Consider the following 26,693-nt stretch of genomic DNA (forward strand, 5'->3'; position numbering starts at 1 on the left):
CGTCCCACGCTCCACAGCGCCGACCTGTTTACTTCGTAACATGACATATCGTGGTATGGAGTAGTATCAGCTCCCTGTAACGCTTACTGGTAAGTAGGTGATTTCCAACGGGTCCGTGAGCGGATGTTGTCAGAGCTATTCAGTACGTATCCCGCAAAAATAGTACTATTTATGATACATCTAGCAAATTAGCAGTACGTGTGTAGCCGATGTATTAAGATCGCTCTAAATACATCATACGAATATTATAAACTTGCTTTAATAATCACTGCTACCCCTCACTCGCATGGTCGATTTCACTCGACGGCAGGTACTTTCACAGTCGGTGGCTGCTGCACTTGGGGCCAGCGTCATCGGCGTGGCAAGTGGGGAAGAGGTCGAAGAGACAGACACACCCGGGGCACCGAGTGTCGCCGGGAGTCTCAAACGGTTCTCGACGACGGCATTCGGTGCGGAGGTGACGGGACCGTTCGTCTTTGAAGACGGATCACTGCTGTACAGCCTCCAGCACCCGGAAGGAGAGAACCCCGAACCGTTCGGACGGGCCGCGGTGGGCTATTTCAGCGGCTTCCAGTTCGAGTTCGATGGGAGTAACGATGATTTCTCGGAGGTGGGGATTCCGGACACCGAAGAGAAACAGCGTCAGGTCCGATCAGCGGCCGGTGACTACGAGGTCCTCGTCCAAGGGCGCGAACCGATCAACGGCGGCGAGGAACGCCTCGGCGTGGTCCAGACGCCCGACGGGACAGATATCAATCAAGAGAACTTCGCCGGCACACAGTACGGCGGCGCGGCGACGAACCCCGACTGTAACCAGTTCGTCCCGAGCAACGACGAGGGGACCGAGGGCTACCTGTTCACGAACTGGGAGAACAGCCCCGGGTGCGTCTCCCGGGTCCCGCTCAGCCAGGACGAAAACGGCGAGTGGAGCGCGGACACCGAGAACGCGATGAACCTGACCAACACTGAGTCACTCCGCGAACACGGTGGGACGCGGATCAACTGCTACGGCGACCTCAGTCCGTGGGAGACGATGATCTCCGCCGAGGAGAACTACGCACACCCCCGCGTCAGCCTGACGGCGACGGTAAGCGACATCGTCGAGGCGGGGTCGGGCGAGGGCCTCATCGGCGGGTGTCAGTTCTGGAACCGGCCGAACCCGAGTGAAATATCGGGCGCAATCGAGTCCTACGCCGAGAGCGGCGACCTCGACGAGAACTTCGGCCCGCAGGGCTACTGGGCACTGACCGGCGTCGAGTTCCTCGCGTACTACCTCGGTGCGGAGCGCGACGACCAGGGGGACGGCGAGAACCTCGACACGACGCTGCTCGACGACGTGTATCCGAACCCGTACCGGTACGGGTACTTCGTCGACTTCCGCGAACCGACCGCTGACGAACCTGAAGCGGTCAAGTACTACGTGATGGGGCGGGCCTCGTGGGAGGCACCTGACATCGAAGGCGACCAGCGGACTGTTTACGGCTGTTCCGACGGCGACAGCAAGGGCATCTACAAGTTCGTCGCCGACGAGCCGATTCCGGAGTACGACGACCCGATGGACGTTGCCGGAACGCTGTACGCACCGAAGATCACGAACGACGCGGCCAACGCTGCCGAAGCCGGCGAACGGAACTCTCCCGCGCAGACCCCGCTCGAAATCGAGTGGATAGAACTCGGCCACGCCACCAACGGCGAGGTCGAGTCCTGGGTCGCCGAGTACGACGACGTGACCCAAGCCGACTACCTCAGCGCACACGCCGACTGGGCGGAAGGCGACGAGGTGACAGCGGCGGTCATCAAGCAGGCCGACCTCGACGTCATCGAGAACGGGAACCGGAACTACATCTCGAACGAGGCTATCATCGAGTGGGCCAAACAGTACGAGGCGAACGGCCCAGACGGCGTCGACGAGGAACTCCGTCGCGTCCCGTTCCTTGAGACCCGCGCAGCCGCCAAGGAGATCGGTGCGACCATCGAGTTCAACAAGGCCGAGGGCGTCGACAGCGTCGACAACTCACAGCCCAGCGATTTCATCTACTTCGGCATTTCGGAGTTCAACGACGACCTCGCAAACGACACCGGCGACATCCAGATGGACCGCGTCGACGGCGGCGTCGTCTATCGCGGTGTGCTGGAATCGGACTACAACGTCTCGACGCTCGAACCGGTCATCACCGGCCCCGATTTCACCGACTCGCCGGAAGACGCAAACGATGCGCTCCGGAACATCGACAACGTCTACACGATGCGCGACGGCCGCGTCATCTGCTGTGAAGACGGCTTCGGCGGCCCCGCGCGCTCGTACCCGAACGACGGCCTCTATGTCTACCAGCCTAACGTCGTCGTCAGCGCTAACTCCGCCGCGGTCGGCAGCGGGTCGACGGGTAGCGTCCCGCTGACCGCCTCGTCGCTCCCCGCTGGCTTCTCCGGCGCTCGGCTCACCGTCACCGTCTCGAACCCCGAAATCGCATCTATCACCGGTGTCTCCTTCCCCGACGCGCTCGGACTCACAGAGAGTTCCATCAGCGACGACGGCTCGTCGGCGACGATTCGCGTGGCCGATGTCAACACGAACGTCCAGTCCGGCGCGATGGACGTCTCGCTCGCAACGCTTGACGTCCGCGCCAACGGCGGCGGCACGACCGACCTGACTGTCTCCATCGAGCAGATGGATGACGAGAACGGGAACGCCATCGAGGCAGAAGCTCGAAACGGCATCGTTGTGGGTGGCCCGCAGACGGTCGTCGGCGACACCGCGCCGACCGACCCCGACGGTGACGGTCACTTCGAGGACCTCAACGGCAACGGCCGTCTCGACTACGAGGACGTGCAGGTGCTGTTCTCGAACATGGACTCCGACAGCGTGCAGCTGAACACCGGGGCGTACGACTTCAATGAGAACGGCAAACTCGACTTCGCGGACGTGACGGCACTCTACGAAGAAGTCAACTGACGGCCGCAACCGACCCCCTCTCATCTTTCCATACAGGAACACAATGACAGACGACAGCCCCCTTTCGATACGCGGTTGCGTCAGAACCGCTGGCACCCCGCTCGCGCTCGTCGCGCTCGTCCTCTTCGCGGGGACAGTCCCCGCGCTCGCTGCAGGGCAGAGTACGCCAGCAATCAGCATCGAGACCGGCTCCGTCGCCGCCGGTGAGACGATGGCCGTACCGGTTGTCCTCACCAGCGCGCCGGACGGACTGGCCGGCTACCAGCTCGAACTCTCCGTCGACGACCCCGCAGTCGCCCGATTCGAGAACGCAAGCTACCCCGACCGCCTCGGCCTCACGACTGACCCTGTCATTAGTTCAGACGGCGGGACAGTCACACTTGAGGCGGCTGACCTCGACGGGCAGATAGAACCCGGCGCGAGCGCCACGTCGCTCGCGACGGTCCAGCTCACCGGCGTCGCCGGCGGCGAGACACAGGTGACCGTCGCGTCGAGCCAGGTCGACGCGGACGGCGGCGGAGTGGTCGAACCTACGACCGAGCCGACGGCGGTCGCAGTCTCGCCGAGCGCATCGACAGAGACAGTGGCCGCCATGACCGACGCATCGTCACCCGCCAGCGAGTCCACAGCCGAGTCAACGGGCACCGCAAACGCCGCAGGTGCCACGGAAGACGACTCCGCGAGTGGCGACGACCAGTCGACGACCGGCGCGAACGGGTCACTCCCGATAGTACTGGCCATCGCTGCACTCGCCGCAGTGGCGGCGCTCGCAGCCAGAACGAGCCGACGACCGTAGCCCAGACCAACTTATCCATGCCACAACCAGACACCACTGTTGCACCGACGGACAGTTCGACCTATCGCGAGTACATCCTCGATATACGCATCGCCGAACGACCGACTGGCGACGGCGACACACGCTACCGGTTCGAGGCTCCGGACCACGAGGGCGTCGAGTTCGATGACCCCGAGATGGCAACGCTATACGCTGATGTGTACTTCGATGTGAACGGCTTCCAAGAGGCCGGGACCGGCGACCGCGGCGTGCCACCGACGGTCATACAGGCGGGCCGTGATACGCTTGTCGCCTACTTCCTCACACAGGACGGCGTCGACGTCCACTGGGCCGCGTCGTTCTACGGCGAGAAACCGGAGAAAATCGAACGATACGTCTCACGTGTCCGCAAGCGGTCGAAAAAAATCCGCGAGGGGGCGAAAGAACAGGGTCACGCCTGAGTCGCCACTGCAGCGTCTCCGGCAGTTCCAACGGCAAGGTCTACCCCGGACGACGCGGCTACATACGCGCTCGGTGTGCTGCCAGAACGGAACAGCGACCGTATCGAACTGACGCTGTGTACGAGTAAATTCGCTGGAAACAGCGCTATTGGAACGCGGGGCTTTTTCATATCGGGGGTGTGAGCGTCAGGTAATGGTCGGTGATCAGTGATGTCGGTTCGCGTCGACTGGCGACAGAGCGTTGCCCTGACCGGCACTGTGATCAAGTATCTCGCCGTCGCAATGCTGGTCCCGCTCGGGATCGGTCTGCTGTACGGAGAAGATACCGTTGTCTTCCTGATTTCTATCGGGATCGCCATTACGCTCGGCGTAGCGATAGAGCAAGCCAGCGACAGCCACGAACTCGGGCCACGCGAAGCGCTGCTGTTCGTCGGGCTCTCGTGGGGAGCCGTCGCGGTCATCGGTGCGATTCCCTACGTTATTGCCGGGTATGGGACTGAATCAGCGCTCGGTGAGCCTGTGAACGCACTGTTCGAGTCGATGTCCGGGTTTACCACCACTGGCGCGACTGCTACCGATGAAATATCGTTTGCTCGCCACTCCCACGCGCTGCTGATGTGGCGACAGCTCACTCAGTGGCTCGGTGGGATGGGTATCATCGTCCTGATGGTCGCCATTCTTCCAGAGGCAGCCGTCAACGGGGCGCAGTTGATTGAGTCGGAGGCACCCGGCCCAGAACTCCAGAAGCTGACGCCGAAGATAGCCGAGACCGCACGGCTCCTCTGGCTGTTCTATCTGGGTTTTACTGTTCTGTATATCCTCATTCTGCTCGGCCTCCATTACACGGGCTACGCACCGAATATGGACGCCTACAACGCCGTTGCCCACGGGTTCACGACGCTGCCGACCGGTGGTTTCTCGCCACAGGCTGAGAGCATCGCCTACTTTTCACCGGCTGTCCAGTGGGCCGTCATTCCGTTCATGCTCATTGCTGGGATGAACTTCGCGCTGTTTTACCTCCTGTTGCAGGACGAGTATGCCGCCTTCCTCCAGGACCGTGAACTCCAGGCGTACCTCGGCGCAAACGCCGGCGTGGCCGTCATCCTCTGGGGCCTGCTGTTTACCGGGTCCGCACCGCCGCTCGAACTCGGGGGCATCACGCAGGGGGCGCTGGAGAACTCGCTCCGGCAAGCCACGTTCCAGATCGCCTCGTTGCTGAACTCGACCGGGTACGCGACGAGCGACTTCGCCCAGTGGGGCAACACCGCACAGGGAGTTCTGTTGTTCGCGATGTTTATTGGCGGCTCCGCAGGGTCGACCGGTGGTGGTATCAAGATCGTCCGATGGCTCGTCGTGTTCAAGAGTATCCGACGCCAGCTGTTCACGACGTCCCATCCCAGCGCCGTCAAACCAGTTCGGCTCGGCGGGCAGGTCATCGACGAGGACGTTATCAACGCGATATACGGGTTCACGCTACTGTACCTGCTCACCTTCGGTATCGCGACGGTGTTTCTCCTCCTCGATGCGGGCCGTGTCGGGCTCGACCTAACTGTTTTTGAAGCCCTCAGCGCAAGCCTGGCGACCATCGGGAATATCGGTCCCGGGTTCGGGTTTCTGGGGCCGTTCGGGACCTACGAACTCTTCCCGGAAACCAGCAAACTGCTGATGATATTCCTGATGTGGATCGGTCGACTGGAGATAATCCCCGTGTTCGTGCTATTCACGGGTGCGTTCTGGAACGAGTGAGTCCGGGAGACATCTTCTGTCGCTGTTTGTAGCTGCCAGTTCAGTTATATTCCTCCCAGATAGAGATGTGAGTATGTCTAGTCATGAAAACGAGCCGACACCGCCTGAGGGGGTTCCGGATAACGTGGCGACGGAACTGCCCCAGTTGACGCCTGACGAACTTCGCAATACGATTATTTACGCGCAGGAACTGCTGCGATTCCACGACGAGACGGAATCGCCGGTGGAGCCGGGCCCCAACGAGGAAATCCTCCGCGCGACCAAACGCGATGGCTACACCGAGGTGGTGAAGCGGACTACCTGTGCTGAAGAATGTGATGACTGCCCACACGGACCGTATCTCTACCACGTCAAGGAGGAGACCAGACCCGAAGGCGGAACGAAAGTCCGCTGGATGTTCCTCGGCGAGGTGTACCCTGACGAAGAGTGAAAGACAGCGGGGCGACCGCTCAGCTACGGGTCGAGACCGTACAGCCCGGCTCGGATGAACACGAGTATCGGGATAATCTCAAGTCGGCCGACCCACATATTCAACACGAACATCCCCTCCGCAAGCGCGGGCATCGACGGGCCGGTGATGCCCGATGAAAGGCCGACGTTCCCCTGCGCGCTGGCGACTTCGAACAGGGCATCGGCGTAGCCGAACGCTGGTCCCGCGACGTTGGTGAGGACAACGCTGCTGGTGACGAGAATGATGAGCCACAGCAGCGTGACGATGGCCGCTTCGCTGAACTCCCGCTCCATCGACTCACGGTCGAGCGTCCGGTCGCCAATACGGGCCGTAATCACCGCGTTCGTCGGGAGGAACACTCGCGAGAATTGCCAGATGATGCCGCGAACGATGGTGTAGCCCCGGATGATTTTGATGCCTCCGACAGTGGACCCCGCAGCGCCGCCAAGCACCATCGCACCGGCCACGAGCACCTTGCCGCCGGCGAGCCAGCGACCGATTGGTGCCGACTGGAAGCCGGTACAGCTGAGGGCGCTGACCCACTGGAACGTCGAGTCCCGGACCGCATCAAGCTGTGCGGCGTCGAGCATCGGCACCGAAAACGGCAGGAATGACTGGGTGGCAAACGCCTCAGTCGTCGCAGGAACGGACCACGCGTTCTGTGCTGAGAGACCGACGACGCCGAGCGCAAGCAGGATGAACAGCCAGCGGGTCTGCAGGTCCGTCACCAGTTCGCGAACCTGCCTGTCGTGTAAAACGACGTAGTGGACCGGGAACGCAATCGCACCGAGAATCATAATCGGCAACAGGACGGTCTCGACAAGCGGTGAGTTGTACGTCGCAATCGAGTTGTCAGTGACCGAGAACCCGCCGGTCGTGAGCCCAGTCATGGCATGGTTGAGTGCCTGCCAGGCGACCTCCCACAGCGGCAGCGACTCCGCGTACTCGCTGTCGCTGGCGAGGATAGCACCGAACAGCAGTGCGAACGAGAGAACCGTGTAGCCGGCGACAAGTTTCCAGACCGTTCGGACGGTGGAGACGACGCTCGGGTGGATCTTTTCCTCGCGGGCCTCGCTCTGGTAGAGTGCGTAACTGCCGCTGCCAGGCCGTGACAGGATAGACACGGTCAGGACGATGACGCCGACGCCGCCGACGTACTGGATGAACGACCGCCACCACTGGACTGCGCGGGGGAGCGAAGGCTCGTGAATCGCCATCGTCAGGCCGCTCCCGGTCCATCCGCTCATGCTCTCGAAAAAGGCATGGAGCGGATTCCGGAAGTACGCCAGACTGGAAAGCGTCGTGGTTCCGCCGACCCTGATCGGCTCCCACGTACTCGTGTCCGTTCCGACCGGGACGAACGTATCCATGACAGCAGGAGGCGTGAACCACGCGGTCAACAGGAACGGCAACGAGCCGAACGCGGCGACCAGCAGCCACCCGCCGGCGGCGATGACCATGCCGTGTTTCATCTGTGGGGCTGGAGCATCGGTGAACCCCCGGTTTGCGAGGCCACCGACAGCGGCGGTCACCCCGGCCGCAGTGAAGAACCCGAACGCGGCGTAGAACTCCCGAAAGCCCAGCGCAATCACGGCCGTAATCGTCATCAGCCCAGCCTCCATCAGCAGGAGGGACCCGATATCGCGGGCGATTGTCTTCAGGTCCGTCGGGAGCAGCCCGCCGTTCCGTCGCGACATATCAGTTGTGGTCCTCGGAGTGACCGAAGATGTCGGTCACCCCCGGCGTCGCACCCTCTCCCGAGTAGACCGTGAGGAGGTCGTCCGCCTCGATACGCGTATCGCCGCGGGGCGTTATTGGGTCACCATCGCCATTACGCTCGATGGCTACGATAAGCGTCTGGCCGCCGATGAGACCCTCCGTGTTGGCTTCCTGCAGCGTCTTGCCCGCAATCGGCGCGCCTGGCGTGACCGTTATTTCGAACACTTCCGCCTGGTCGCCAATCCGCATGAAATCAACGATAGACGGCCGTTTGACGGCCCGATAGAGATACTCGGCGATAAGCCGCTGTGGGTTCTGCATCGTGTTGACGCCGATCTGGCGGAACACGTTCATGTGTTCTGGGTTGTGGACGACGGAGACGATGTCCGGCACTTCCAGTTCCTGTGCCAGCAGACAGACCATGATGTTGGTCGCGTCCTGATCGGTCGTCGAGATGAGCGCATCGGCCCGGTCCGCACCGGCGTCCTCTAGCGTATCTTTCACCGTCGCGTCGTCGTTGATAACGAGACAGTCGTACTGTCTCGACGCACGTTCCGCCCGCTCCTTGTCGCGTTCGATGACGACGACCTCGTTCCCCCCCGCTGTCGCAATCTCAAGCAACGGCGACCCGATATCACCCGCACCGACGATGACAATATACATTTTTGCCAGTGTACTGAACCGATCGTTGAAAGCCTACCGTTCCCAGTCGCAGTGAGGATACTGCAGTAGTTCGGGTACGTCCCGCTCCCAAACCACTATACTATCGCCGATTGAACCGCACGGTATGGCACACTTAACCGAGCAGTTCGACCATCCGGCGTGGCTGACAGCCGCCGGGACGCTCGCCGGCTACGGCATCATCCTCCTGTTCATGTTCCTGTTGCTGTTTATTCTGCCGTACCTCCTGTTCCCGGCCTGACCGGAACCCGAGTCACCCGATTTCACTCGTATCTCGAATCGATGAGAAACCCGAGCGAGATGAGTCCACAGACCATCGACAGGAATCCGACGATAGCGAGGCCGAACGGCGGGTCGTCGCCGGGATAGGTTATGAGTCCGCCAAAGGAGCTGATACTGATGCCCCACAGGCCGACCGTTAGCACGAGGTCCGCATACGTGTTCCAGACGTCTTCGAGTGCGGGTTCGACGCGAGCGAGCCACCACCCGGACGTGTCCGCCTGAGAGGACGACCCGCGACCCAGAAGTTGGCGAACTGCGGGCCGGCCACCAGCAATGACGAGCACAGCAGTGGAGAGCACTGCAATTCCCGCCAGCGCTGATACTGGGGCCGCCTGGACCTGCAACAACAGAAACAGGCTGACGTAGCCCAGAACCGCGATGCCTGCTGCGAGTCCACGAAGTACGTTCCCGATGCTCATTTCCGGTTGCTGGCTTCCTTCGAACTGGTCGGTATAGTGTTGTCCGTCTTACTGTGACGCGATCGCTTCGCTGCTGCGGTCAATGTGGCCGCTACAGGGGTATCGCAGTTAGTAAATAGGTCCGTGTGAGAGTACACGTCGATGGAAGGGAAGGCAGCAGCGCCCGCAGCAGGGACGGTCCTCAACGCGCTCGCGACCGGCCGCGGCGCGGCGTTTGCTATCGACGAGTACACGACAGCGACCGTCACGCTCTCGACTGAGACCGACGGTGTTACCGGCGAGGTCGCCGGTGCGCCGGACGCCGACACACGGCTTATCGAGCGCTGTGTCGAGTACGTCATTGACGCCCACGGCGGCCCACAGAACGTGGGCGTGCCCGCGGTCTCCGGCGGGACCGTCCGCACCGAGAGCGAGGTCCCGATGGCGTCGGGACTGAAAAGCTCCAGTGCGGCCGCGAACGCAACCGTCATGGCGACGCTCGACGCGCTTGATGCGACCGAGCGGATGAGCCGCGAGGACATGGCCCGTCTGGGCGTCATGGCCGCTCGCGACGTGGGCGTCACCGTCACCGGGGCCTTCGACGACGCGTCGGCGTCGATGCTGGGCGGCGTCACCGTCACCGACAACGAGGACGACGCGCTCCTAGCCCGCGAGGAAATCGACTGGGACGTGCTCGTCTGGACGCCGCCGGAACAATCATTCAGTGCTGACGCGGATGTCGAGCGATGCCGGCAGATCGCGCCGATGGCCCGCCTCGTCGAGGACCTCGCGCTCGACGGCGATTACCAGCGGGCCATGACGGTCAACGGCCTCGCGTTCTCGGCCGCGCTGGGTTTCGAGACGGACCCGGTTCTCGACGCGCTCCAGCACGTCGAGGGCGTCTCGCTGTCCGGGACAGGACCGTCATTCACTGCCGTCGGCGAGCGGGCCGCACTCGAAGCCGTACAGGACGCCTGGGACGAGCGACCCGGGGCGACCTGGCTGACGACGACACAAACCGAGGGAACACACACAGTATGAGCACGAATCCGAACCCAGAGGACATGTCGCTGGACGAACTGCGCGACGAAATCCGGACTATCGACCGGGAGATCGTCGAGAAAATCGCACAGCGAACCTACGTGGCTGACACCATCGCACAGGTCAAAGATGAGAAGGGGCTGCCGACGACCGACGAACAGCAAGAGCAGGCCGTCATGGACCGCGCCGGCGACAACGCGGAGCAGTTCGACGTCGACGAGAACCTCGTGAAAGCGATTTTCCGGTTGCTGATCGAACTGAACAAGGTTGAACAAAGAGAGAGCCGGTAGCAGAAGAACGGCTTCAATAGGACTTCTATACGCGCATTAGTGGCTTGAGTGCGATGTTACTCGCTCCACCGTCCGAACTTTTGGACTCGACGGGCAGCCGGAAGAGTTGGTCCGGTCTGTCGCACCCGTGGTCAGCATAACTATCGTGAAAACCATGATTCAGGACTGTGCGACTCTCTTTTCAGTCCGAAGTCATTCTTCGTCAGTTGGTTCGAGTGGGACTCGGTCGACCTCCACTTCTCCATAGGCCTTCTCAGAGGAGAGGACATCCAATCCTCGCGTTTCCGCAGTCGCTACATGAAATGCGTCGAACGGCGTCATTCCCTCGTCGTAGTAGTTAACGGCTTTCAGAACTACCTGTTTCTCTTCCTCGTTTCGTACGGGGACGAGTTCGAGCAGGTTTGCTACCAGCGGAACGTAGTCGAACTCGTAACGTTCCCGAGCGAGAAGGAGTTCGAGGTACGAGAACGGTGACGTTTCGACATCGTACTCGACGAGGGCGTCCTCTGCGGAGCTCTGTAGCCAATCGGTATCCTTTGCCAGTGCGAGCAGGAAATCTGTCTCGACATACACCGTCATCTATCGCCGCCGGCCTCCTCAGCTACGTCTTTCGCCTCCGCCTCGATATCACCTTGAATCTCCTGGACGGATGCATCGTGAAGCTCACCTGCCGCCTCACGGACAGCGGTGAGTGGATCGTCTGCGACGGGGATCAGTTCGATTCTGTCCTCGTACATGACAATGTGATACTTCTGGCCGTACTTTTCGCGCACCTCTTTTGGGATATACAGCCGTCCCTGTGCATCCGTCTCTGTTGACATAGAATGGACTTAGTTACCACAGACAAAGAGTGTTACCATCAGTGAAATCCTAATGGTTCGATAAAACCCTTTTAATAGTGGCGGAGACTATTATCGAACTGAATACGGTCGAACAGCGCGAAAGCCGGTAGCCGGACTAGTACTCCCAGAGGCGGTTGATCCGTGAGTCGATGTCGGGATGGGCCGCCCGGAGCGCGCCGACATCGGTTTCGCCGTCGACGTTGATGACGTGGACCTCACCCCGTTGCCCCCCGTACACGTCTTGAAAGTCGTAGACGACGCCGAACACGTCGACAGCGGCGGGAACATCGTCACTATCTCGAAGAAACTCGACTTGCCTGTCGACGTTGTACTCAACGAGTCGGTTGACGGCTGCTGCCCGTTCAATATCCTCAGGGAGATGTTCCAGTGCAGGCTCGAGATGGGGCCTGAGAACGCTGAGACAGTGGTCAATGCCTGCCGGTTCGTCAAGGCCATCCGTCAGGTCGTCGTACGTCGCGGTCACCGCTCCACAACCGGTGTGGCCGACGACGACGACAGTTTCGGTCATCGTATGCTCGATCGGGTACAGTACGTCACCGGACACCGCCTCGCCAGATGCGGTCCGCTGGATGACTCGGTTCCCGATGTTGCTGCAAGTAAAGAGATGCCCCGGTTCGCTATTACCCCACATATGGTCCTGAAGTACCCGCGAATCGGAGCAACAGACCGTGACAGCATCTGGCCTTTGAGAGTTCTGAACGCTGTCGAACCGATCCCGGAACTCCGCCGCGTGGTCGGCGTTTCCGGCAAGTAAATCACGTAATAACTGACTCATGGGTGGGCAGATAGCCGCCATGCAGTAAACTCATTGGACTTAGGCAGTGTTGGCGTCCCAACTTGGAACTGATTACGAGAATCTATGATTCCGGAATGCGTTGGCTTCGCTGAGAGCGGGTTTTTGAAGACAGATATAGATTATTTAGCTGTAATACTACGCGAAAGTCAATGAATAGACAGGTCTGGAAGGGTAACAGTATGGGGTCGGAGGGATTTGAACCCCCGATCGGCTGATATCTCCGTCCTGCGCCTCGGAACTCCAGAGGGTCATCGTCGCGGACCGGTGATCAGCCGGCCGCTCAGTATATCAGCCCTCGAAGTGTCGTCCCAGGCGCGTGGCCTCTGGAGTCAGCCGCCTTCCCGGACTAGGCCACGACCCCGCACTCCGGCGTAAGCCGACTCGCATTAAAGGGATTTCGATTGGCAGACGGCGCTCAGTCGCGGTCGGTGTCCGACCAGTCGCACTCTTGGCACTTGTATCCAGTAACGAATTCCAGCGCAGAGGGCATATATCCCACGGAAATGACGTTTTCGCCGCATTCCGGGCAGTCGTCATCGGCGTCTTCGATAGGCTCTGCGTCCATAACATCCTCACCTTCGATGAGTTCGGCCAGGCTCTCGGGGGTCTGCATCCGACCCTGGACCACGCGATTGTCGCTCATACCGGACAGCCGAGCCTGAGAGGCCTAAAAGTTCTCCCTCGTCACAGCCACGGGGCGCGCTCTTGGTCAGGCTCGTACTCGACAGCGGCCCCTTCGTCGGTCTGCTCGTCGGCGGCGACGCCCTGGGACGCGCCGCCGTCGGCGAAGGCGGCGGTGAGGTCAACTGCGTCCGGCCGGTATTCCGTGTGACGCGTGCGGGCGTTCTCCGGGTCGAACGACAGCAGCGCCGTGACGGCGAGCACGGCCAGCGCCACCGGCGCGTCGGTCGGCATCACGCCGAGGACAGAGAGGGCGAGCACGCCGAGCGCGACGGCGCTACCGAAGCGGAACCGGTCGATGTCGACGGCGTTGCGGAGCCACGGACTGGCCAGCGCGACGGCGAGGGCGAAGCCAATACCGACGCCGGTGGTGGCGGCCGCGCGGAGCAAGACGCCGGGTTCGATGGCGGTGACCAGCGTCGCGCCGGCGGGGTCCAGACTCGCCAGCAGGCCGAGTCCGACGATGACGGCCGGCCGCGGCAGGTATTCGCCGATACGTGCGCTCGCGGTCTGTGCGGCGATGGCGAGGATGACGAGGCCGGCGAAGCGTTCGAGGGTCCCCAGTTTGACGATCCCCGCGATCGTCGGGGCAAGGGCCGCTTCGACGAGCGCGATCGGCATCAACACGGCTCCGATGATGAGTACCGAACGCGCCTGCTGCCGGGGACCGCCTTCGAGTTCGGCTAACACGACGGCGACAGTGGCCGACCCGCCGAAGACGAGCAAGCCGACTTCGAGGACGCCCATCCAGGTCGAGAGTGCTCCCGCGAGGACGAGCACCGGGAAAATGCCGTCAACGAGCGGCAGGCCCATGACGGTCGCCAGCAGCCGGCCACCGCGGCCGACCTGCTGCTCGATGTCGAGTGCAATCGGGTGTCTGGAGCTACTCATGTCGTGTTACGGTCGAGCGTAACCCAACTCTCGTTGGGAGGTTCTCACTCGGTCCTGACGAACACGACAGAGTTGCCAGAATTTCTTACCGAACCACGTGAACGTTGTGTTGCCCGACGCTGTGGACGTCATCTGGCGGGCAGTACCGTTCCGTGCGGGTTCGGTGAGTCGCATGTTTTTAATTATCCTTCATTCGCACATAACCGTTGCGTGAGAACTGCGCACATACGCCACCGTTTCTCCGGAATGCCTCGCTGTTTGTGGACGAATGTCTCACCTTCGGGACCAGGGAATGAAAAATGAGAGATCGATGGCGGATTTCTGGAACGGGGTGCCAGAGAGACGTGTGGCATCGAACCCCACGTAGCGCTGAGTCTCGCAACGTTTTTGCCGGGCCGTCGTGGACGATTTACATGGCGAACGATTCCGAGCCTTTCTCAGAGAAGCTCCGAGTGCCGGAGGCGCTGACGTTCGACGACGTACTCCTCAGACCCAAGGAGTCTCGCGTCGAACCAGACGAGGCAGATACCACAACGCGGGTCTCGAAGTCGGTTGAACTGACCGTCCCCGTTGTCTCCGCGGCGATGGACACCGTCACCGAGAGCGACATGGCAATCGCGATGGCGCGACAGGGCGGTATCGGCGTCCTCCACCGCAACATGAACGCCGATCAGATGGCGACCGAAATCGAGCGGGTCAAACGCGCCGACGAACTCATTATCCGCGATGTCGTGACGGCCAGCCCGAACCAGACCGTCCGCGAGGTCGACGAGATGATGGAACACGAGGGCGTTTCGGGCGCGCCGGTCGTCGACGACGACAGTGGCGAAGTGCTGGGCATCATCTCCGGGACGGACATCCGCCCGTATCTGGAGGTCGGTGAGGACGACGCCGTCACAGATGCGATGACTGACGAGGTCGTCACCGCACCCGAGGACGTGACCCCGCGTGAAGCGCTAGAACTGATGTACGACCACAAAATCGAGCGCGTCCCTATTGTCGACGGCGAGAACCGACTCGTCGGACTGGTCACGATGCAGGGCATCCTCCAGCGTCGCGAGTACGACCAGGCCGCCCGCGCGGACGACGGCTCGCTCCGCTGTGGTGCCGCCGTCGGCCCCTTCGAGATGGACCGAGCACAGGTCGCCGACGAGGCCGGCGCTGACATCCTGTTCATCGACTGTGCGCACGCCCACAACGCGAACGTCATCGAGAGCGCCCGCGAGATCAAGGCCGAAGTAGACGCCGACGTGGTCGTCGGCAACATCGGAACCCGGGAAGCCGCTGAGGCCGTCGTCGACTTCGCCGACGGCGTCAAAGTGGGTATCGGCCCCGGCTCCATCTGTACGACTCGTGTGGTCACCGGTTCGGGGATGCCACAGATCACCGCCGTTGCGCAGGTCGCCGACGTGGCGAGCCAGCACGACGTGCCGGTCATCGCCGACGGCGGTATCCGGTACTCCGGCGACGCTATCAAGGCCATCGCCGCAGGCGCTGACGCGGTGATGCTCGGTTCCTACTTCGCCGGAACCGATGAGGCCCCGGGCCGCGTCATCACGATGAACGGCAAGAAGTACAAGCAGTACCGCGGCATGGGTAGCGTCGGCGCGATGAACGAGGGCGGCGGCGAACGCTACCTCAAGGACGACGAAGAGGGCGAGGAGTTCGTCCCCGAAGGCGTCGAAGCCGCGACGCCGTACAAGGGTTCGCTGGCCTCCGAACTCCACCAGCTCGTCGGCGGGATGCAGTCCGGGATGGGCTACGTCGGAGCCGAGACGATTCCAGAGTTCAAGCAACGCGCCGAGTTCGTTCGGGTCTCTGCCGCGGGACAGCAGGAGAGCCACCCACACGACGTGATGATTACGGACGAAGCACCCAACTACAGCCCCGACAACTAACGCTGTCGACCAGCGGAACAGAAAGTCGAAGCCGATTATAACGCGGTTTCGCAGGCCGGACTACACGCTTCTTTCTGTGCCGCATTTGCGTCGGGATACGCTTTGAACGACGCACCACAGCTCGCACACTCGAACGTGTCGAAGTCGGACATAGCGGACGGCCGTACTCGCGCCGCGGAAAAAATTATTGCGGATACGCTAGTCAGTCGTAGTAGTCTTCGTCCAGCGGCAGTTCCGTTCCGGACGACGTGACTTTGTCGACGGTCGCCTCCAAGCGAAGTGTCTCGCTGCATTCGGGACAGATGACGGCCACGTCGACCTGTAGAGAGTCATCAGAGTCGTAGATTCCCAGAACCTCCGCGTCAGAGGCGTACAGATACTCCGCCGACAGTTCGTGCTCGTGGTCGCGAGCGTAGTCGTACGTCATACGTGCTCGCTTCACCCGCATCTGTGTTGATGGTTTCGGCGATTCCCAGTAACAGCACATACAGGGGACCCGCTCGAAGCGGCGATCATGAGCGACTTGGAAATCAGTGTCGGCACCTGGGATGCGTTCGAAGATGCGGCAACAGCCGTCCGAACAGCGGTGTTCGTCGAGGAACAGGGCGTCTCCGAGGATGAGGAACTCGACGGAAACGACTCGGAGGCCGTTCAGTTTCTGGCCCGTGAAGACGAGCATCCCGTCGGGACTGCTCGGCTCCGGTTCCCCGAGCCTATGGTCGGCAAGGTTGAGCGAGTTGCGGTCCGCGAGCCCTATCGGGGCGATGGCGTCGGCGCAGCGCTGATGCGGGCCGTCGAAGACGCCGCTCGGGACGACGGCGCAACCGAACTCAAACTCCACGCACAGACCCACGTTGAACCATTTTACCAGCAGCTCGGCTATGAGACGGTTAGCGACGAATTCGAGGAAGCAGGCATCCCACACGTCAAGATGCGAAAGCGACTGGACGGCTGAACTGGCCTGCCCAACGGATCGGAAGAGAGTCAAACCACGGTCGGGCGTGTTCGCTTCGTGCTTCGCGCCCTCTCTGGTTCAACTGTCTCCTCCTACACCCGTAGCTCGCGGATTTGCGAGCCATAGTAAGTAGCGGGCCGGAAGGGATTTGAACCACGATCGGACGTGCTCGCTTCGCTCCGCGCGACCTCCCTGATTCAAATCCTTCGAATATGTTCACTGCTCACTGTCGTTCGCAGGAAAACGGGCCGGAAGGGATTTGAACCCTCGACCGACGGCTTAAGAGGCCGTCGCTCTGCCAGACTGAGCTACCGGCCCAGTGCACTCAATTCTCTGGACGGCCCGGTAAAATAGGTTTTCATTCGAACGCCTCATGTCGGTTGGTCCCACGTTTCTTGCACACACCAGTCGGCTAGCGGCGATTGGCTATCATCGGTGTCGTTTGGTGCGACTGTGTCCGAGCTGGGCGACGTTTGACAGCCTCTCGACCCGATCTTTCAGGAGACCGTTCCCAGTTGTTGGTGAAATAGCTGGCATTAAAGAGGCTTGACGCCAAGCGATACAGACACTAATGAGTACAGCCAGCGGCATCACGATGGCCTCTATGTCGACCTACGCCATCCTCGGGTGTGGGAGTGTTGGCCACGCCGTGGCGGAAGAACTCGTCGAGGAGGGGAAAGACGTACTCATCCTCGACGCAGACGAGGGGCGAGTCGAGGCGCTCCGCGATCAGGACCTCAACGCACAGCAGGCAGACATCTGCGAGACTGACGTTGCCCAGACGGTTGCCGACCGCGACGTGGTTCTCATCATGTCTCCGGACGTGAACGCCAACGCCGAAGCGGTGCAGAATATCCGCGAGTCCGGCGGCGAGCAGTTCATCATCGCTCGCGCTGATGACCCGGTGTCTGCCGACGACCTCACGGAACTCGGTGCGGACGTGGTCATCAATCCCTCCGCAGTCATCGCCGATTCGGCGCTACGAGCGCTGGAGACGGGTGAACTGGAGTACAAGGCCTCGCAGCTTGGGGACGTCATCGACGGGACCGAGGAACGCATGGCGATACTTATCCACCGGTCACCGGACCCGGACTCCATCGCCTCGGCGGCGGCGCTACGGGCCATCGCCGCAAGCCGCGATGTGGACGCTGACATCATCTACGAGGGCGAGATCGGGCATCAGGAGAACCGCGCGTTCGTCAATCTCCTCGGTATCGAACTGACCTCGAACGAGGATGTCAACCTCGATGAGTACGACACGTTCGCGCTGGTGGACGTTGCCAAAGGTGGTGAACCGGCTGTCGAATCGGTCGATATCGTCGTCGACCACTACGAGCACGAGCACGAACTGGAGCACGACGCCGCCTTCTCCGATATCCGGCCCAACATCTCGGCCACGTCGACGATTCTAACGAAGTACATTCAGGAACTCGATCTCAATCTCGACCAGAGCGTCGCCACGGCGCTGCTGTACGGCATCCGTGCCGAGACGCTGGATTTCAAACGGGACACGACGCCGGCAGACCTGACCGCCGCGGCGTATCTGTATCCCTTCGCCGACCACGACACGCTCGAGCAGGTCGAATCGCCGTCGATGAGTCCGGAAACGCTTGACGTGCTCGCCGAGGCAATCCGGAACCGCGAGGTTCAGGGGAGCCACCTCGTCTCCAACGCCGGGTTCATTCGGGACCGCGATGCGCTGGCACAGGCGGCCCAGCACCTCCTCAACCTGGAGGGCATCACGACCACAGCGGTGTTCGCTATTGCCGATGATACAATCTATCTCGCCGCTCGGTCCAAGGATATCCGGATGAACATCGGCAAGGTACTATCAGACGCGTTCGGCGGGATGGGCGAGACAGCGGGCCACTCCACCGATGCCAGCGTCGAGATACCGCTTGGCATCTTTACCGGTCTAGATACGAGCGATGACAACAGAGATACACTGCTGGAACTCACTGAGGAAGCAGTTAAGCGGAAACTGTTCGAAGCAATGGGTGTCGACAGTTCCAGTAGCGAGAGTTCGAACGGAAACTAGGCGGGGACTTCTTCTTCTTCGTCGCCGGCCTCGGGCTGGCGAAGCCGTTCGACGATATCACTGACGATGACGACATCGCCAACAGCCTGGACCCACCGGTACGGAATGATGACGCCCCGGGCTGTGTTCACTTCTTCGTCGAACAGCTCCGTGTTGAGCTGGTGGAGTGCCAGCCCTGTCACTTCCTTGCGATCAAGTTCCAGCCGAAGGTCTTCGACTTCGCCGACGAACACGCCGTTTTTCGAATACACCTCGCGACCCACGAGGGCTGTAATCTCTTGTGGTAGATTCTCCATTCCCATACGACGGTGGTTGGTCGGACGGCTTATAAAGCTTCTTTGCGACTGAAACGTCTGCGGTGCGGGGGCTCAATACCACGCAGCACTTCCAAAACCGATTGTCGGGCGGATTCTGTCTTCCCAGTAGCACTGTCGCCACACGGATACCAGTCGTTTGTTCAGGCCGCGGGACTTTTACACTGCATTCCCGTTCACTCAGTATGCTCTCGCCCGGCGACCCAGCTCCGGATTTCGACCTGCAAGGGACCGCGGACGGAGGTGCTGGTGCCTATCGGTTGTCGGCTGCGACGAACCGCGCGCCGGTGGTCGTGGCGTTCGTTCCCGGTGACGACCCCGAGTCGCGGACCGTCCTCAGTGCGCTGGCCGACGCAGACTGGGCGAGCGTATCGGATGCCGTGGCTGTCTTTGGCGTTCTCCCAGCAGATATCGACGACTGCCGGTCGCTCGCGGCGGCGCTGTCGCTTCCCTACCCGCTGCTGGCTGACACCCACGGCGTCGCGACGCAGTTCGGCGTCAGAAAACAGGGCGGGAGTATCCAGCGAGCGGCGTTCGTCGTCGACCAGCGATGTCGTGTTCAGGTGGCAACTGTGTTCGACGACACCGACGGGACCACACCGGCCCTCGACACGGTTCTGCGTGGCCTTGCCGAGTTGTAGCTACTCACCGTGGTCCAGTTCGTCCTCTAGCAGACCGTAGATGTGTACGTCTTCGTAGCGGCCATCGCGGAACCAGTGGTCCCGCAGCGTCCCCTCTCGCTGGAACCCCGTCTTCTCAAGCACGCGCTGGGAGCCCTCGTTGCCGGCGAAGACCTTCGCATACACCCGATGGAACCGACGCTCCTGAAAGGCGTACTCGGTGACCGTTCGGGCGGCGTCGGTCGTGTAGCCGTTGCCCCACGCATCCGGTGTGAGCCAGTAGCCGAGCTCGGCCATGCCGATCCGGTCTGTAACATCGTTCAGGCCGATGATACCGACCGCGTCGCCGTCGACACAGATGAGCAGGTGCACGTCATCGGTCTCGCCGCTGGCGACAGATTCGACCCACTCACGCTCTGCCTGTTCGGAGATCGGCTCTGTGGCCGAAAGACCGTGTCTGACATCAGGGTTGTTGACCGTCTCTTGCAGGAACTCGACATCTTCGTCTTCGACCGTTCGGAGCGTTACTGTTTCGCCCCGGAGGAATGCTGGTCCGGGCATACACAAGCCGACGAGGGGGTACTGAAAGAAGCTTCGGTAGGTGTGTCAGAGCGGGTCATGGGCTCCACTCGTCAGCGAGGAGACCATACTCCAGTAGATCGACGTAGTCGCCGTCGACGAAGGCGTGGTCGCGCCGTCGTCCCTCCTGCTGGAATCCCACTTTTTCCAGCACACGCGCGGAGGCCGGGTTGGTAGCGTAGCAGTCCGCACCGAGTTTGTTCAGTCGCAGTTCCTGAAACGCATACTGTGCGAGACAGTCCACAGCATCGGTCGCGTAGCCGTTGCCCCAGTGGTTCGGACAGATTGAGTACCCGAGCACACCAAATCCCCACGGGTGGTAGTCTTCGTGAAGCATGCACGTCCCGACCGGCTCATCATCCACACAGACGACGAAGTGCGTGTCGGCATCGCGGCTGTTGAGGTCTTCTGCGGCAGGCTCTGAAAGTGGTTCGTTGAAGCCGATCTTATGCCGGACCTGCGGCTCGTTTAATAGCTGCTGTAGCAGGTCGCTATCGGTTGCTTGCTGCGGGTGGAGCGTCACGCGTTCGCCGTGGATGAACGCTGGTCCTGACACGCGTGAAACAACTCACAGTTGATATAAGGGCGTTGCCACAGCTTGCGTGGTAGTGACATGCAATCAGCAGGCAGTCAAGAACGACACGCCAAAGGGAACCCAGCACTGCCCTGCGGTATGGGAACGCCGCTGGAGTCACGTGAGGAACAGGCAACAGAGGTCGTCGACCGGCTACATGAGGAATACCCCGACTCGACGATTTCACTGAACTACAGTAGCCGCCTGGAACTGCTAATTGCCGTCGTCCTTTCGGCGCAGTGTACCGATGAGCGAGTCAACGAGGTCACAGCAGACCTGTTCGAAAAGTACCAGGGTGCCGAGGACTACGCTGCAGCCTCCGAGGAGCAACTCGCTGAGGACATCTACGGCATTACGTTCCACAACAACAAGGGCGGCTATCTCCAGGGAATCGGTGAGATTCTGACCGAAGAACACGACGGCGAGGTCCCGGACACGATGTCTGCGTTGACTGACCTCCCCGGTGTCGGTCGTAAGACGGCGAATGTCGTCCTCCAGCACGGCCACGACATCGTCGAGGGCATCGTGGTCGACACGCACGTCCAGCGGCTCTCACGGCGGCTGGGGCTCACCGAAAAAGAGCGCCCGGAAGCCATCGAGCAGGACCTGCTCGACGTGGTACCGGGAAGCGAGTGGCAACAGTTTACGCACCTGCTCATCGACCACGGGCGAGCCGTGTGTGGTGCGCGCTCGGCCGACTGCGAGGCGTGCGTGCTGGCGGACATCTGTCCCTCAGAGAAAGGCGACAGCGAGGTCGACCTCGCCAGCGGCGAGGCATGGTAGCCCCGCGCCGAGCGACTCAGTTTTCCTCGTCACTGAAACGCGCAGTGAGCACTGGCACGTCGGATGTGCGAACGACCTTTTCGGTGACGCTGCCGAGCAGATACCGTTCAATACCCGTCCGGCCGTGGGTCCCCATGACGATGAGGTCGATGTCGTTCCCGTCGGCGTAGTCGAGGATTGCTTTATCGGGGGGACCGCGCTCAATGGCGGTGACGGTGTCGACTGTATCGACCTCGTCCGCCGCTGTCTCAACGATGGCCTGTGACCGCTCCTGTAGCGACGATTCAAGATTGTGTTCTTCACCGACCATGCCTGGCTCCGACTCGTCGTGCTCCTCCGCAGTCATGCCGGTCGTTACCCCTTCCGGGCTCGCGGCAGTCATCCCGATATGCGGCGACGACGTATCGAGGACGGTCATGATGTGTAACGTCGCGTCGTGCGTTTCGGCGAGATTGCGTGCATGCGCCAGTGCGGCTGCTGCTCCGTCACTACCGTCGGTTGGAAAGAGGATGTGTTCGTACATTGGAACCACAACTAGAGATAGACATGCAAGGCTAATGAAACATATAGCCTGTTCGCAGAAACCGAGAATCAGACCCGCTGTCGGCACTCACACCACGTACCGGAGGGCATATCGAGCGACGCCGACCAGATACGCCAGCAGCCAGAAGATGACGTATCCGAACACGCCGATACGGAGCCGCGAGCGCCAGTGGCTGAACGTCTCGTCACCGATTTCGTCCAGTAACAGGTCTTCGTCGTACTCGTTGTAGAGGTCGTGTTTCCGCTTCGCGCGGAAGATGCGGACGATACCCGTTCCGCCGAAGGCGAGCAACGCGTAGGCCTGCAGACCGAGCATTGCGTGAACAGCGGACAGGCCACCGAGCTGGTCTGGGAGCCGTGGGACCATCCAGAACACCATCGGGACGGTGGTCAACACCAGCCCCGTCGTGACGAACTTCAGGTGATGCATCAGCACGTCCCAGGTGACTGGCTCCGTCTCGATGATGTAGTACGCGCCGTACAAGAAACAGGGGAGGCTGAGGCTCACCGACAGTAACACGACTGTGGCCACGAGGCCGTCCGACACCATGGGCCGACCTAGGGACAGTGCTCGCTAAAGACTGCCGGATGCAGAAGGTCAGAACTTGTAAGCCATCGCGGTCCGTACACCCGAGCAATGGCCGACCCGGACTCGACGTCTCCCACGGAGGACGAGCGCGGGAACACCCCTGCGGACGCGGTAGCTGCCGAAACCGAGCCCGGCGAACACGGGGCTGAAGGCGACGGCGGTGAGACGGGCGAAGACGGCGAGTTGGGCGAGGAACTCGACACGGAGGCACTCCGGAAGCAGGTCGAAGAGAAGTACGACTTCGACAACTTCGGTCCGGCGGACATGGCCGAGATGACCGCCGAGGAATGGGACGTTGCCTTCGACGAGGAGTCGTGGATCACCGGCGACGAACTCCTCGACCGGGTCACGCGGGACCTGCGGAACCGCGTTGCAAACCGAGACGTGTTCGCCCGCATCGAACGTCATCGGGACCCGCCACGCGTACTCGCGTACTCCGACGAAGGCTACGCGGTCGTCTACCCCGACGGAAGCCTCGAAGGCGAGGGGACCGTCATGCGTGACGTGAAGCCCACAGTCGCGCTGTGTTCGATGGATTCCTACGACGTGCCCGAGAACGTCCCCGATAGGCCCCTTCCCGAACCGGAATCAGTTCCCGAGGGTGGCGGCGAACTCGGCAACTGGATGTTACAGGCGATTGCCGGGGCACAGCTCCTGGCCGGGATTGCCCTGCTCGGGGGCGCAGTGCTCGCGACCGCTGGCGTCATCGGCAACAGGGGGACTAGCATTGCGCTTCTGGTCGTAGCTGGCGCTGCCTTCATCGGTGTGTCGCTCGTCCTCTTTTTCACCGTCGCGAACGCGAGGCTCTCGGACACGTTCCGCGCCGAAGAGTACCGGGACAGACTCCGGGCTATCGGACTCGAGGACGGCGAACGACCGGAGTTCGTTCCGGAGCTCGACCCACAGAATTCGGGGTCTGAAGACGGAGCGACCGAGACTGACGAAGCCGGGTAATGACGGTTCCTGCGGGTGGTATTCGGTGGGTTTATACAAACTCAGTCCTGATTCCAGAGTGTATATGAACAGACGGGAGTTCGTCCGGACAGCAGGGGGGGCCGCCGGTGCTGCGGCGACCCTCAGCGCCACCGGCGCAGCCGCCGCACAGGAGGAGGGCGGTGACGGTGGCGAAACCGTCCCGGACTACGGCGGTTTCCTGGATTCGGTCGGGAACTTCGACGGGTCGACCGTCGACGCGACCGGGCAGGACACAGTAACTGTCGAGGTCGGCGTGCAGGCCAACGGCGGCGCGTACGGGTTCGGTCCGCCAGCCGTCCACGTTGACAACGGCGCGACCGTCCAATGGGAGTGGACAGGCAACGGCGGCGGCCACAACGTCGCCTCAGATGGTGACGGCCCGCTGGATTCCGGTAGCGCCGTCTCCAGTGCTGGCGTCAACTACGAGCACACCTTCGAAGAGGACGGCATTTACCCGTATCTCTGTGTCCCCCACGAAAGCCTCAACATGAAGGGGGCTATCGTCGTCGGCGAGGAGTACCCGACAATGACGGTCGGTGGTGGTGGCCCGGTCGAGGTCGACCCCCACTACGCCGGCGTCCCGATTCAGCCACACTACGTCGGGTTCGGCGCTGGCCTCGCAGTCATCATCCCGCTGATATTCACGTTCTTCCAGCTGAAGTACGGCGAGTCGCCCCACACTAGCGGAGGGAACAACTAATGGCGTCCGAAGGCTCCACGTACGGTGATATCCACCGGTACGAACCGCCACGCGAAAGCACAGCAGCGGCTGTCGGCATCGTACTCCTGACGGTGATTCAGGTCGGCCTCGTCGGCCTCTTCACCTACGGCATGATCGCCGGGTGGGCGTCCGGCATCGGCACGGTGTTGACCGTCCGCCTCATCGAGGCCAATATGTTCATGGGCGGCGTGTTGACGGCGATTTTCATCGACCTGGCGTTCATCATGCTGCTGTACCGCAAGGAGTTCCTCCCCGACGTGATGATCGTCAAGAAGCGCCGTCGCAAGTGGGAAGACCTCTACATCCGTCAGGAAGACGTTGACGGAACAACGGTTGCAGATGGCGACAAGTTCGCAGAGACATTCAAACGCGCAGTGTACCCATACTACAAGAAATAATATGCCACTTGATGAAGACAAATATCCGGCCGAAACAGGCCGTCGTCGCTTCGTAAAGGGCGTCGTTGGAAGCGCTGCACTCTCCGGCGTTGGCGTCGGTGGCGCAGCAGCCGTTGACGCGACGACAGACGCCGCCGGCGAAGGTGGCGGGACAACCCCGTTCGTTGCCGTTGAGAACACTGATGGACCGGCACCGCGGGGAATGCCGATCATCCCGATCGAGATTAACGGTGGCGAGATCAGTGGGCTTTGGCCAGAGTACGACGAGAACGCCGGTGCGGCCGTTGCACCGGACTTCGGCGGGAGCGGCATCGACTACTCCTCACAGTGGTTCCAGTACTGCGGTATCCAGAGTACTGCAGCTATCTACCCACAATCAGACCGGAACAACACGTTCCTCAATTCCACAGGGACCTTCTCCTGGCAGGGAGAGTACGAGTCCGGCAAACCCCTTACGGTCGATATGTTCGAGGATTATAAGGACTGGGGTAACGGCATCGGCGACTCCGGCGTCGGGAAGCCCGCAAGTGTCATCTGGCGGGCCAACAGCGATGGAAAGAACGGCGCTCCGGTGCAAATAATCAGGTCAGCCGAGGTCGAGAAGATGGCCAATGGCGAGGGCGAGTACGCGGACCTTCCCGGAAGCGTCCAGTCATTCGTCTCCGAGGCAACTGACCAAGGCTTCATCGCCTGGCTGAACAAATGCACGCACTTCTGTTGCGTGCCAGGGTTCAAAACGCAGAGCGGGAGCGCCAACTTCGGCGCGGCCAACGACATCTACTGTCAGTGCCACCAGTCCGTGTATGACCCGTTCAGCCCCGTGCAATCGACGTTCGTGGCGCTGCCACGCCCACCAAAAACGGAGTAATCAATGAGTCTCGAACGCAAAGACGAACACGACCACAAAGGCTGGATGGAATCGCGCGAGCTGACACCGATCGAATCGGTGTACCTGACCGTGCTCATCTGGCTCGACCGACGGCTGCGCGTCGTTGACTATCTGGAGATCCTCGAAGATCTCTACTACAAGGTCAACATGCAGATGCCGAAGAGCCACACGGAACAGTACAACCTCGACAACAAGTTCTGGTACTGGTACCCACTGTACGCACTCGGGTCGTTCTCGACAGTTGCGTACATCGTTGCTGCGATATCAGGCGCGCTGCTGGGCTTCTACTACGCACCGGCAGCCGCGGCTGCTGACGGGTCGCCGACAGTCGCGTACGATTCGGTGATGCTCATCATGGGCCAGCTCAACCTCGGCTACTTCCTGCGCTCGGTTCACCGCTGGGCCGCGCAGATCATGGTCGCCGCCGTGTTCCTCCACATGCTCCGTGTGTACTTCACCGGGGCATACAAGGAGCCGCGCGAGCTGAACTGGCTCATCGGCATCGTCCTGATCTCGCTGACGCTGGTGTTCGGATACACCGGCTACCTGCTGCCGTGGAGCCAGCTTTCGTTCTGGGCCGGCCAGATTGGCGTCGAGATGTCCCTCTCCATCCCGCTTATCGGTGAGTGGGTCGCACAGTTGATGTTCGGAGGGTTCACGCTATCGCAGGCCACGCTACAACGGATGTACATCCTGCACGTGTTCTTCCTGCCGTTCATCACGACTGCCATCATCGCGGTCCACATCGGCATCGTCTGGATGCAGGGGATCGCTGAGCCACACTAATAC

At 61.4% G+C, this 26,693-nt stretch carries 32 protein-coding genes and 2 tRNA genes; 18 read left to right on the forward strand and 16 right to left on the reverse strand.

The window, feature by feature from the left end; genetic code table 11:
* Positions 1 to 286 precede the first annotated feature (286 nt).
* The 5 genes from AV059_RS16075 (at position 287) to AV059_RS16095 (ending at position 6,365) form a co-directional block, all read left to right on the forward strand.
* Positions 287 to 2,953, forward strand: coding sequence for an alkaline phosphatase PhoX (locus AV059_RS16075; protein WP_058996042.1), 2,667 nt, complete (start codon positions 287 to 289; stop codon positions 2,951 to 2,953).
* A 43-nt stretch (positions 2,954 to 2,996) separates the two neighbouring features.
* Positions 2,997 to 3,749 carry a hypothetical protein gene (locus AV059_RS16080; RefSeq protein ID WP_058996044.1) on the forward strand — a complete coding sequence of 251 codons (753 nt, stop codon included), beginning with the start codon at positions 2,997 to 2,999 and terminating at the stop codon, positions 3,747 to 3,749.
* A 17-nt stretch (positions 3,750 to 3,766) separates the two neighbouring features.
* Positions 3,767 to 4,189, forward strand: coding sequence for a hypothetical protein (locus AV059_RS16085; RefSeq protein ID WP_058996046.1), 423 nt, complete (start codon positions 3,767 to 3,769; stop codon positions 4,187 to 4,189).
* Positions 4,190 to 4,399: 210 nt separating this feature from the next.
* Positions 4,400 to 5,935 (forward strand): TrkH family potassium uptake protein, encoded by a 1,536-nt coding sequence (locus AV059_RS16090; protein WP_058996048.1) that lies wholly within the window; start codon positions 4,400 to 4,402, stop codon positions 5,933 to 5,935.
* A 73-nt stretch (positions 5,936 to 6,008) separates the two neighbouring features.
* Positions 6,009 to 6,365, forward strand: coding sequence for a hypothetical protein (locus AV059_RS16095; RefSeq protein ID WP_058996051.1), 357 nt, complete (start codon positions 6,009 to 6,011; stop codon positions 6,363 to 6,365).
* Between the two features lie 23 nt (positions 6,366 to 6,388).
* Here AV059_RS16095 and AV059_RS16100 read toward each other — a convergent pair whose 3' ends face one another.
* Positions 6,389 to 8,083, reverse strand: coding sequence for a potassium transporter TrkG (locus tag AV059_RS16100; protein ID WP_058996053.1), 1,695 nt, complete (start codon positions 8,081 to 8,083; stop codon positions 6,389 to 6,391).
* 1 nt (position 8,084) lies between these two features.
* Positions 8,085 to 8,768 (reverse strand): TrkA family potassium uptake protein, encoded by a 684-nt coding sequence (locus tag AV059_RS16105; RefSeq protein ID WP_058996055.1) that lies wholly within the window; start codon positions 8,766 to 8,768, stop codon positions 8,085 to 8,087.
* A 124-nt stretch (positions 8,769 to 8,892) separates the two neighbouring features.
* Between AV059_RS16105 and AV059_RS23020 the strand changes: the two genes are divergently transcribed.
* On the forward strand, positions 8,893 to 9,027 hold the full coding sequence (locus tag AV059_RS23020; protein ID WP_255356166.1) for a hypothetical protein: 135 nt from the start codon (positions 8,893 to 8,895) through the stop codon (positions 9,025 to 9,027).
* Positions 9,028 to 9,049: 22 nt separating this feature from the next.
* Here AV059_RS23020 and AV059_RS16110 read toward each other — a convergent pair whose 3' ends face one another.
* Complete coding sequence (locus tag AV059_RS16110) at positions 9,050 to 9,487, reverse strand: hypothetical protein (RefSeq protein ID WP_058996057.1); 438 nt, start codon at positions 9,485 to 9,487, stop codon at positions 9,050 to 9,052.
* Positions 9,488 to 9,628: 141 nt separating this feature from the next.
* Between AV059_RS16110 and AV059_RS16115 the strand changes: the two genes are divergently transcribed.
* Both AV059_RS16115 and AV059_RS16120 read left to right on the forward strand, forming a co-directional pair.
* Entirely contained in the window at positions 9,629 to 10,507 is an 879-nt protein-coding gene (locus AV059_RS16115; protein ID WP_058996059.1) for a shikimate kinase, read from the forward strand.
* Complete coding sequence (locus tag AV059_RS16120) at positions 10,504 to 10,797, forward strand: chorismate mutase (protein WP_004592890.1); 294 nt, start codon at positions 10,504 to 10,506, stop codon at positions 10,795 to 10,797. Before AV059_RS16115 ends, AV059_RS16120 begins: the two co-directional genes overlap by 4 nt.
* Positions 10,798 to 10,989: 192 nt before the next feature.
* On the opposite strand, the gene AV059_RS16125 is transcribed toward AV059_RS16120, so the two are convergent.
* From AV059_RS16125 to AV059_RS16150, 6 genes are all read right to left on the reverse strand, one after another.
* Complete coding sequence (locus tag AV059_RS16125) at positions 10,990 to 11,376, reverse strand: PIN domain-containing protein (RefSeq protein WP_058996061.1); 387 nt, start codon at positions 11,374 to 11,376, stop codon at positions 10,990 to 10,992.
* Positions 11,373 to 11,618 (reverse strand): AbrB/MazE/SpoVT family DNA-binding domain-containing protein, encoded by a 246-nt coding sequence (locus AV059_RS16130; RefSeq protein ID WP_058996062.1) that lies wholly within the window; start codon positions 11,616 to 11,618, stop codon positions 11,373 to 11,375. Before AV059_RS16130 ends, AV059_RS16125 begins: the two co-directional genes overlap by 4 nt.
* A gap of 136 nt (positions 11,619 to 11,754) precedes the next feature.
* Positions 11,755 to 12,435, reverse strand: a complete 681-nt coding sequence (locus tag AV059_RS16135) for a carbonic anhydrase (protein WP_058996065.1) — start codon at positions 12,433 to 12,435, stop codon at positions 11,755 to 11,757.
* Between the two features lie 201 nt (positions 12,436 to 12,636).
* Positions 12,637 to 12,817 (reverse strand) — tRNA-Trp (locus AV059_RS16140).
* Positions 12,818 to 12,871: 54 nt separating this feature from the next.
* Positions 12,872 to 13,099, reverse strand: a complete 228-nt coding sequence (locus AV059_RS16145) for a DUF5795 family protein (protein ID WP_050037997.1) — start codon at positions 13,097 to 13,099, stop codon at positions 12,872 to 12,874.
* A gap of 41 nt (positions 13,100 to 13,140) precedes the next feature.
* Complete coding sequence (locus AV059_RS16150) at positions 13,141 to 14,028, reverse strand: DUF5794 domain-containing protein (RefSeq protein ID WP_058996067.1); 888 nt, start codon at positions 14,026 to 14,028, stop codon at positions 13,141 to 13,143.
* A 413-nt stretch (positions 14,029 to 14,441) separates the two neighbouring features.
* On the opposite strand from AV059_RS16150, the gene guaB reads away from it, so the two are divergent.
* The gene (guaB, locus tag AV059_RS16155; protein ID WP_058996069.1) at positions 14,442 to 15,926 is read left to right on the forward strand and encodes an IMP dehydrogenase; all 1,485 of its coding nucleotides are present in this window, start codon (positions 14,442 to 14,444) and stop codon (positions 15,924 to 15,926) included.
* 202 nt (positions 15,927 to 16,128) lie between these two features.
* Here the strand turns inward: guaB and AV059_RS16160 are convergent, their stop codons facing one another.
* A complete protein-coding gene (locus AV059_RS16160; protein WP_058997647.1) occupies positions 16,129 to 16,353 on the reverse strand; it encodes a hypothetical protein in 225 nt (74 codons plus the stop codon).
* Positions 16,354 to 16,440: 87 nt separating this feature from the next.
* On the opposite strand from AV059_RS16160, the gene AV059_RS16165 reads away from it, so the two are divergent.
* Positions 16,441 to 16,881: a GNAT family N-acetyltransferase gene (locus AV059_RS16165; RefSeq protein ID WP_058996071.1), complete on the forward strand. Its 441-nt coding sequence runs from the start codon at positions 16,441 to 16,443 to the stop codon at positions 16,879 to 16,881.
* Between the two features lie 244 nt (positions 16,882 to 17,125).
* On the opposite strand, the gene AV059_RS16170 is transcribed toward AV059_RS16165, so the two are convergent.
* Positions 17,126 to 17,199: transfer RNA gene (locus AV059_RS16170), tRNA-Lys, on the reverse strand.
* 253 nt (positions 17,200 to 17,452) lie between these two features.
* Here AV059_RS16170 and AV059_RS16175 point away from each other — a divergent pair.
* Positions 17,453 to 18,919 carry a DHH family phosphoesterase gene (locus AV059_RS16175; protein ID WP_058996073.1) on the forward strand — a complete coding sequence of 489 codons (1,467 nt, stop codon included), beginning with the start codon at positions 17,453 to 17,455 and terminating at the stop codon, positions 18,917 to 18,919.
* On the opposite strand, the gene AV059_RS16180 is transcribed toward AV059_RS16175, so the two are convergent.
* Entirely contained in the window at positions 18,916 to 19,215 is a 300-nt protein-coding gene (locus AV059_RS16180; RefSeq protein WP_058997649.1) for a PRC-barrel domain-containing protein, read from the reverse strand. The two genes, AV059_RS16175 and AV059_RS16180, sit on opposite strands and share 4 nt — an antisense overlap.
* Before the next feature lie 203 nt (positions 19,216 to 19,418).
* Between AV059_RS16180 and AV059_RS16185 the strand changes: the two genes are divergently transcribed.
* Positions 19,419 to 19,874, forward strand: a complete 456-nt coding sequence (locus tag AV059_RS16185) for a peroxiredoxin family protein (protein ID WP_058996075.1) — start codon at positions 19,419 to 19,421, stop codon at positions 19,872 to 19,874.
* Here AV059_RS16185 and AV059_RS16190 read toward each other — a convergent pair whose 3' ends face one another.
* Together AV059_RS16190 and AV059_RS16195 are read right to left on the reverse strand one after the other, a co-directional pair.
* On the reverse strand, positions 19,875 to 20,414 hold the full coding sequence (locus AV059_RS16190; protein ID WP_058996076.1) for a GNAT family N-acetyltransferase: 540 nt from the start codon (positions 20,412 to 20,414) through the stop codon (positions 19,875 to 19,877).
* Between the two features lie 55 nt (positions 20,415 to 20,469).
* On the reverse strand, positions 20,470 to 20,988 hold the full coding sequence (locus AV059_RS16195; RefSeq protein ID WP_058996078.1) for a GNAT family N-acetyltransferase: 519 nt from the start codon (positions 20,986 to 20,988) through the stop codon (positions 20,470 to 20,472).
* Between the two features lie 117 nt (positions 20,989 to 21,105).
* On the opposite strand from AV059_RS16195, the gene nth reads away from it, so the two are divergent.
* A complete protein-coding gene (gene nth / locus AV059_RS16200; protein WP_058996080.1) occupies positions 21,106 to 21,789 on the forward strand; it encodes an endonuclease III in 684 nt (227 codons plus the stop codon).
* A gap of 16 nt (positions 21,790 to 21,805) precedes the next feature.
* On the opposite strand, the gene AV059_RS16205 is transcribed toward nth, so the two are convergent.
* Positions 21,806 to 22,312, reverse strand: a complete 507-nt coding sequence (locus AV059_RS16205; protein WP_058996082.1) for a universal stress protein — start codon at positions 22,310 to 22,312, stop codon at positions 21,806 to 21,808.
* Positions 22,313 to 22,399: 87 nt separating this feature from the next.
* A complete protein-coding gene (locus AV059_RS16210) occupies positions 22,400 to 22,882 on the reverse strand; it encodes a hypothetical protein (protein WP_058996084.1) in 483 nt (160 codons plus the stop codon).
* 87 nt (positions 22,883 to 22,969) lie between these two features.
* On the opposite strand from AV059_RS16210, the gene AV059_RS16215 reads away from it, so the two are divergent.
* The 5 genes from AV059_RS16215 (at position 22,970) to AV059_RS16235 (ending at position 26,690) form a co-directional block, all read left to right on the forward strand.
* Positions 22,970 to 23,875, forward strand: a complete 906-nt coding sequence (locus AV059_RS16215; RefSeq protein WP_058996086.1) for a hypothetical protein — start codon at positions 22,970 to 22,972, stop codon at positions 23,873 to 23,875.
* A gap of 64 nt (positions 23,876 to 23,939) precedes the next feature.
* Positions 23,940 to 24,596 (forward strand): halocyanin domain-containing protein, encoded by a 657-nt coding sequence (locus AV059_RS16220; RefSeq protein WP_058996088.1) that lies wholly within the window; start codon positions 23,940 to 23,942, stop codon positions 24,594 to 24,596.
* Entirely contained in the window at positions 24,596 to 25,015 is a 420-nt protein-coding gene (locus AV059_RS16225) for a hypothetical protein (protein WP_058996089.1), read from the forward strand. The genes AV059_RS16220 and AV059_RS16225 overlap by 1 nt, the downstream gene beginning before the upstream one ends.
* 1 nt (position 25,016) lies before the next feature.
* Positions 25,017 to 25,883: a cytochrome B gene (locus tag AV059_RS16230; protein WP_058996092.1), complete on the forward strand. Its 867-nt coding sequence runs from the start codon at positions 25,017 to 25,019 to the stop codon at positions 25,881 to 25,883.
* A gap of 3 nt (positions 25,884 to 25,886) precedes the next feature.
* A complete protein-coding gene (locus AV059_RS16235; protein ID WP_058996093.1) occupies positions 25,887 to 26,690 on the forward strand; it encodes a cytochrome bc complex cytochrome b subunit in 804 nt (267 codons plus the stop codon).
* Positions 26,691 to 26,693 lie beyond the last annotated feature (3 nt).

It is taken from the genome of Haloarcula sp. CBA1127 (genome assembly GCF_001485575.1).
Classification (GTDB): domain Archaea; phylum Halobacteriota; class Halobacteria; order Halobacteriales; family Haloarculaceae; genus Haloarcula.

Bases quoted from the DNA above. Each gene is read 5' to 3' on its own strand.
- AV059_RS16075 (WP_058996042.1), top strand. From the start codon at position 287: ATGGTCGATTTCACTCGACGGCAGGTACTTTCACAGTCGGTGGCTGCT.
- AV059_RS16080 (WP_058996044.1), top strand. From the start codon at position 2,997: ATGACAGACGACAGCCCCCTTTCGATACGCGGTTGCGTCAGAACCGCT.
- AV059_RS16085 (WP_058996046.1), top strand. From the start codon at position 3,767: ATGCCACAACCAGACACCACTGTTGCACCGACGGACAGTTCGACCTAT.
- AV059_RS16090 (WP_058996048.1), top strand. From the start codon at position 4,400: ATGTCGGTTCGCGTCGACTGGCGACAGAGCGTTGCCCTGACCGGCACT.
- AV059_RS16095 (WP_058996051.1), top strand. From the start codon at position 6,009: ATGTCTAGTCATGAAAACGAGCCGACACCGCCTGAGGGGGTTCCGGAT.
- AV059_RS16100 (WP_058996053.1), bottom strand. From the start codon at position 8,083: ATGTCGCGACGGAACGGCGGGCTGCTCCCGACGGACCTGAAGACAATC.
- AV059_RS16105 (WP_058996055.1), bottom strand. From the start codon at position 8,768: ATGTATATTGTCATCGTCGGTGCGGGTGATATCGGGTCGCCGTTGCTT.
- AV059_RS23020 (WP_255356166.1), top strand. From the start codon at position 8,893: ATGGCACACTTAACCGAGCAGTTCGACCATCCGGCGTGGCTGACAGCC.
- AV059_RS16110 (WP_058996057.1), bottom strand. From the start codon at position 9,487: ATGAGCATCGGGAACGTACTTCGTGGACTCGCAGCAGGCATCGCGGTT.
- AV059_RS16115 (WP_058996059.1), top strand. From the start codon at position 9,629: ATGGAAGGGAAGGCAGCAGCGCCCGCAGCAGGGACGGTCCTCAACGCG.
- AV059_RS16120 (WP_004592890.1), top strand. From the start codon at position 10,504: ATGAGCACGAATCCGAACCCAGAGGACATGTCGCTGGACGAACTGCGC.
- AV059_RS16125 (WP_058996061.1), bottom strand. From the start codon at position 11,376: ATGACGGTGTATGTCGAGACAGATTTCCTGCTCGCACTGGCAAAGGAT.
- AV059_RS16130 (WP_058996062.1), bottom strand. From the start codon at position 11,618: ATGTCAACAGAGACGGATGCACAGGGACGGCTGTATATCCCAAAAGAG.
- AV059_RS16135 (WP_058996065.1), bottom strand. From the start codon at position 12,435: ATGAGTCAGTTATTACGTGATTTACTTGCCGGAAACGCCGACCACGCG.
- AV059_RS16145 (WP_050037997.1), bottom strand. From the start codon at position 13,099: ATGAGCGACAATCGCGTGGTCCAGGGTCGGATGCAGACCCCCGAGAGC.
- AV059_RS16150 (WP_058996067.1), bottom strand. From the start codon at position 14,028: ATGAGTAGCTCCAGACACCCGATTGCACTCGACATCGAGCAGCAGGTC.
- guaB (WP_058996069.1), top strand. From the start codon at position 14,442: ATGGCGAACGATTCCGAGCCTTTCTCAGAGAAGCTCCGAGTGCCGGAG.
- AV059_RS16160 (WP_058997647.1), bottom strand. From the start codon at position 16,353: ATGACGTACGACTACGCTCGCGACCACGAGCACGAACTGTCGGCGGAG.
- AV059_RS16165 (WP_058996071.1), top strand. From the start codon at position 16,441: ATGAGCGACTTGGAAATCAGTGTCGGCACCTGGGATGCGTTCGAAGAT.
- AV059_RS16175 (WP_058996073.1), top strand. From the start codon at position 17,453: ATGAGTACAGCCAGCGGCATCACGATGGCCTCTATGTCGACCTACGCC.
- AV059_RS16180 (WP_058997649.1), bottom strand. From the start codon at position 19,215: ATGGAGAATCTACCACAAGAGATTACAGCCCTCGTGGGTCGCGAGGTG.
- AV059_RS16185 (WP_058996075.1), top strand. From the start codon at position 19,419: ATGCTCTCGCCCGGCGACCCAGCTCCGGATTTCGACCTGCAAGGGACC.
- AV059_RS16190 (WP_058996076.1), bottom strand. From the start codon at position 20,414: ATGCCCGGACCAGCATTCCTCCGGGGCGAAACAGTAACGCTCCGAACG.
- nth (WP_058996080.1), top strand. From the start codon at position 21,106: ATGGGAACGCCGCTGGAGTCACGTGAGGAACAGGCAACAGAGGTCGTC.
- AV059_RS16205 (WP_058996082.1), bottom strand. From the start codon at position 22,312: ATGTACGAACACATCCTCTTTCCAACCGACGGTAGTGACGGAGCAGCA.
- AV059_RS16210 (WP_058996084.1), bottom strand. From the start codon at position 22,882: ATGGTGTCGGACGGCCTCGTGGCCACAGTCGTGTTACTGTCGGTGAGC.
- AV059_RS16215 (WP_058996086.1), top strand. From the start codon at position 22,970: ATGGCCGACCCGGACTCGACGTCTCCCACGGAGGACGAGCGCGGGAAC.
- AV059_RS16220 (WP_058996088.1), top strand. From the start codon at position 23,940: ATGAACAGACGGGAGTTCGTCCGGACAGCAGGGGGGGCCGCCGGTGCT.
- AV059_RS16225 (WP_058996089.1), top strand. From the start codon at position 24,596: ATGGCGTCCGAAGGCTCCACGTACGGTGATATCCACCGGTACGAACCG.
- AV059_RS16230 (WP_058996092.1), top strand. From the start codon at position 25,017: ATGCCACTTGATGAAGACAAATATCCGGCCGAAACAGGCCGTCGTCGC.
- AV059_RS16235 (WP_058996093.1), top strand. From the start codon at position 25,887: ATGAGTCTCGAACGCAAAGACGAACACGACCACAAAGGCTGGATGGAA.